The sequence below is a fragment of the Paraburkholderia unamae genome (assembly GCF_003268775.1).
GTDB lineage: Bacteria > Pseudomonadota > Gammaproteobacteria > Burkholderiales > Burkholderiaceae > Paraburkholderia > Paraburkholderia unamae.
In genome coordinates this window covers 1-2,209 of the sequence record NZ_QLSU01000067.1, presented here as the reverse complement: position 1 = coordinate 2,209, position 2,209 = coordinate 1, and the positions used below count along the sequence as shown (strand labels likewise).

Below are 2,209 nucleotides of genomic sequence, written 5' to 3'. Positions count from 1 at the left end.
GAGCGTCTGGGCCGCGTGCTGCTCAACGACCCGGCCACGGGCGTGATGCGCCACGCGGACGCGGGCTACGAGCTTGCGCAGCAAACCGCGCGCGAAGCGGGCCTCAAGCTGCCGATGCTCGGCCGATGAGCAACGTACAGAACGCGAAGCTCACGCTGCTGCGTGGGGCGGCGCTCGTGGCGTCGCCGTGGAAGAACGGCGGCGGCGTCACGCGCGAGATTGCCATAGCGCATGCGACGCCGCGTACGGGCTCGCAAGTGAGCGCATCGCTCGACACGTTCGCATGGCGTGTGAGCGTGGCCGATGTCGCGCAGGCCGGGCCGTTCTCGCGTTTCGAGGGCATCGACCGCACGCTGGCGCTGCTCGAAGGCGCGGGCATGCTGCTCGACGAAGCGGGCCGCACGCATGTGCTCACGCAACCACTGGACGTGGCGCACTTTGCGGGCGAAGCGGCCATCGACGCCCGCCTCGTGAACGGCGCCACGCGCGATTTCAATCTCATGGTGCGTCGCGATGCGGCGCGCGGCACGCTGGACGTGTGGCGCGAGAACGGGCGCCGCCGCATGCAGGCGCAAACGCTGCTGCTCTATTGCGCGCAGGGCGAGCAGGCCGTGATCGTCGACGGCTGCCGCCAGGTGCGCCTCGCAACGGGCGACACGCTGCGCATCGACATGCTCGACGCACTGCGCCCGTTGCAGATCGAAACGCAGGGCGCCGGCGCGTTGCTCGCCGTCGCGCTGGACCTGCTCGGCGTGTCTCAGACGCCTCACTCGCCGCAGCACGACACCACGGACGCGGCATCGCACGATGCCGTGCACACGCAATGAAACGCACTCTCTGGCAGAACCTCAAGCTGTGCCCGCAGGGCGATCCGGGGCAAACCGTCGAAAACGCCGCGATTGCCGTGGAAGACGGCAAGATCGCGTGGCTGGGCGCGGCAGCCGAACTGTCGTCCTCGTTCGCCGAATGGCCGCGTGAAGACCTGGGCGGCGCGTGGGTCACGCCCGGTCTCGTGGATTGCCATACGCACCTCGTCTACGGCGGCCAGCGCGCCGACGAATTCGCGCAGCGCCTGGCGGGCGTGAGCTACGAGGAAATCGCGCGCCAGGGCGGCGGGATCGTATCGACGGTACGTGCCACGCGCGCCGCCGACGAAGCCGCGTTGTTCGCGCAGTCGGCCGCGCGTCTGGAGCCCTTGCTCGCCGAAGGCGTGACGGCCGTGGAGATCAAGTCGGGCTATGGCCTCGATCTCGCGTCCGAGCGCAAGATGCTGCGCGTCGCGCGCCGCCTCGGCGAACGCTATCCGGTCACGGTGCGCACGACGTTTCTTGGCGCGCACGCGTTGCCGCCCGAATTCGCGGGACGCGCCGACGCCTATATCGACGAAGTGTGCGAACGCATGCTGCCCGCGCTGGCAGACGAAGGACTCGTCGACGCCGTCGATGTGTTCTGCGAACGAATCGGTTTTTCGCTCGCGCAGAGCGAGCGCGTGTTCGAGGCCGCCGCGCGGCGCAAGCTCCCGGTCAAGATGCACGCGGAGCAGCTCTCCAACGGCGGCGGGGCGGCGCTGGCCGCGCGTCACGGCGCGTTGTCGGCCGATCATCTGGAGTTTCTCGACGAAGCGGGCGTGGCCGCCATGAAGGCCGCCGGCACGGTGGCCGTGCTGCTGCCCGGCGCGTACTACTTCATCCGGGAAACGCAATTGCCGCCGCTCGATCTCCTGCGCCGTTACGCAGTGCCGATCGCCATTTCGACCGACAGCAATCCGGGCACGTCGCCGGCCACGTCGCTGCTGCTCATGATGAACATGGCGACCACGCTGTTCCGCATGACCGTGCCCGAGGTGCTGCAAGGCGTGACGCGCCACGCGGCGCAGGCGTTCGGCGATGTGCAGCGTCATGGCGAGCTTGGCGTGGGTCGCCCCGCCGACTTCGCCGTGTGGTCCGTGCAATCGCTCGCGGAACTGGCCTACTGGATCGGCCGTCCGTTGTGCGCCCGCGTGGTGCGCGGCGGCGAGACCGTTTTTGAACGTCGCTTTTGAGCACCGCTTTCAAGCACTAACTTCACGCATGAATCCCATCATCGACTCGAACTCGACCGCGCGTGCGCTTTTTGCCGGGCACGCCTACCTCCCCGACGGCTGGCGTCGCAACGTGCTGCTCGAATGGGACGCAACGGGCACGCTGCGCAGCGTGACGCCCGATCTGCC

Annotated in this window: 4 protein-coding genes; all 4 read left to right on the top strand. The window is 68.8% G+C overall.

Annotated elements, in window-relative coordinates; genetic code table 11:
* Nucleotides 1–129 (top strand): urocanase-related protein (locus C7401_RS44140; protein WP_146758075.1); only part of this gene is annotated, 129 nt, incomplete at its 5' end.
* Nucleotides 126–827 carry a HutD/Ves family protein gene (locus C7401_RS44135; protein ID WP_112178355.1) on the top strand — a complete coding sequence of 234 codons (702 nt, stop codon included), beginning with the start codon at nt 126–128 and terminating at the stop codon, nt 825–827. The genes C7401_RS44140 and C7401_RS44135, both read left to right, overlap by 4 nt.
* Nucleotides 824–2,041, top strand: coding sequence for an imidazolonepropionase (gene hutI / locus C7401_RS44130; protein ID WP_112178354.1), 1,218 nt, complete (start codon nt 824–826; stop codon nt 2,039–2,041). The genes C7401_RS44135 and hutI overlap by 4 nt, the downstream gene beginning before the upstream one ends.
* Nucleotides 2,042–2,069: 28 nt before the next feature.
* On the top strand, nt 2,070–2,209 hold a 140-nt coding region (locus C7401_RS46345; protein WP_181565850.1), incomplete at its 3' end, for a hypothetical protein.

Excerpts from the sequence above, each read along its gene's own strand:
- hutI (WP_112178354.1), top strand. The coding sequence starts at position 824 with ATGAAACGCACTCTCTGGCAGAACCTCAAGCTGTGCCCGCAGGGCGAT.
- C7401_RS44135 (WP_112178355.1), top strand. The coding sequence starts at position 126 with ATGAGCAACGTACAGAACGCGAAGCTCACGCTGCTGCGTGGGGCGGCG.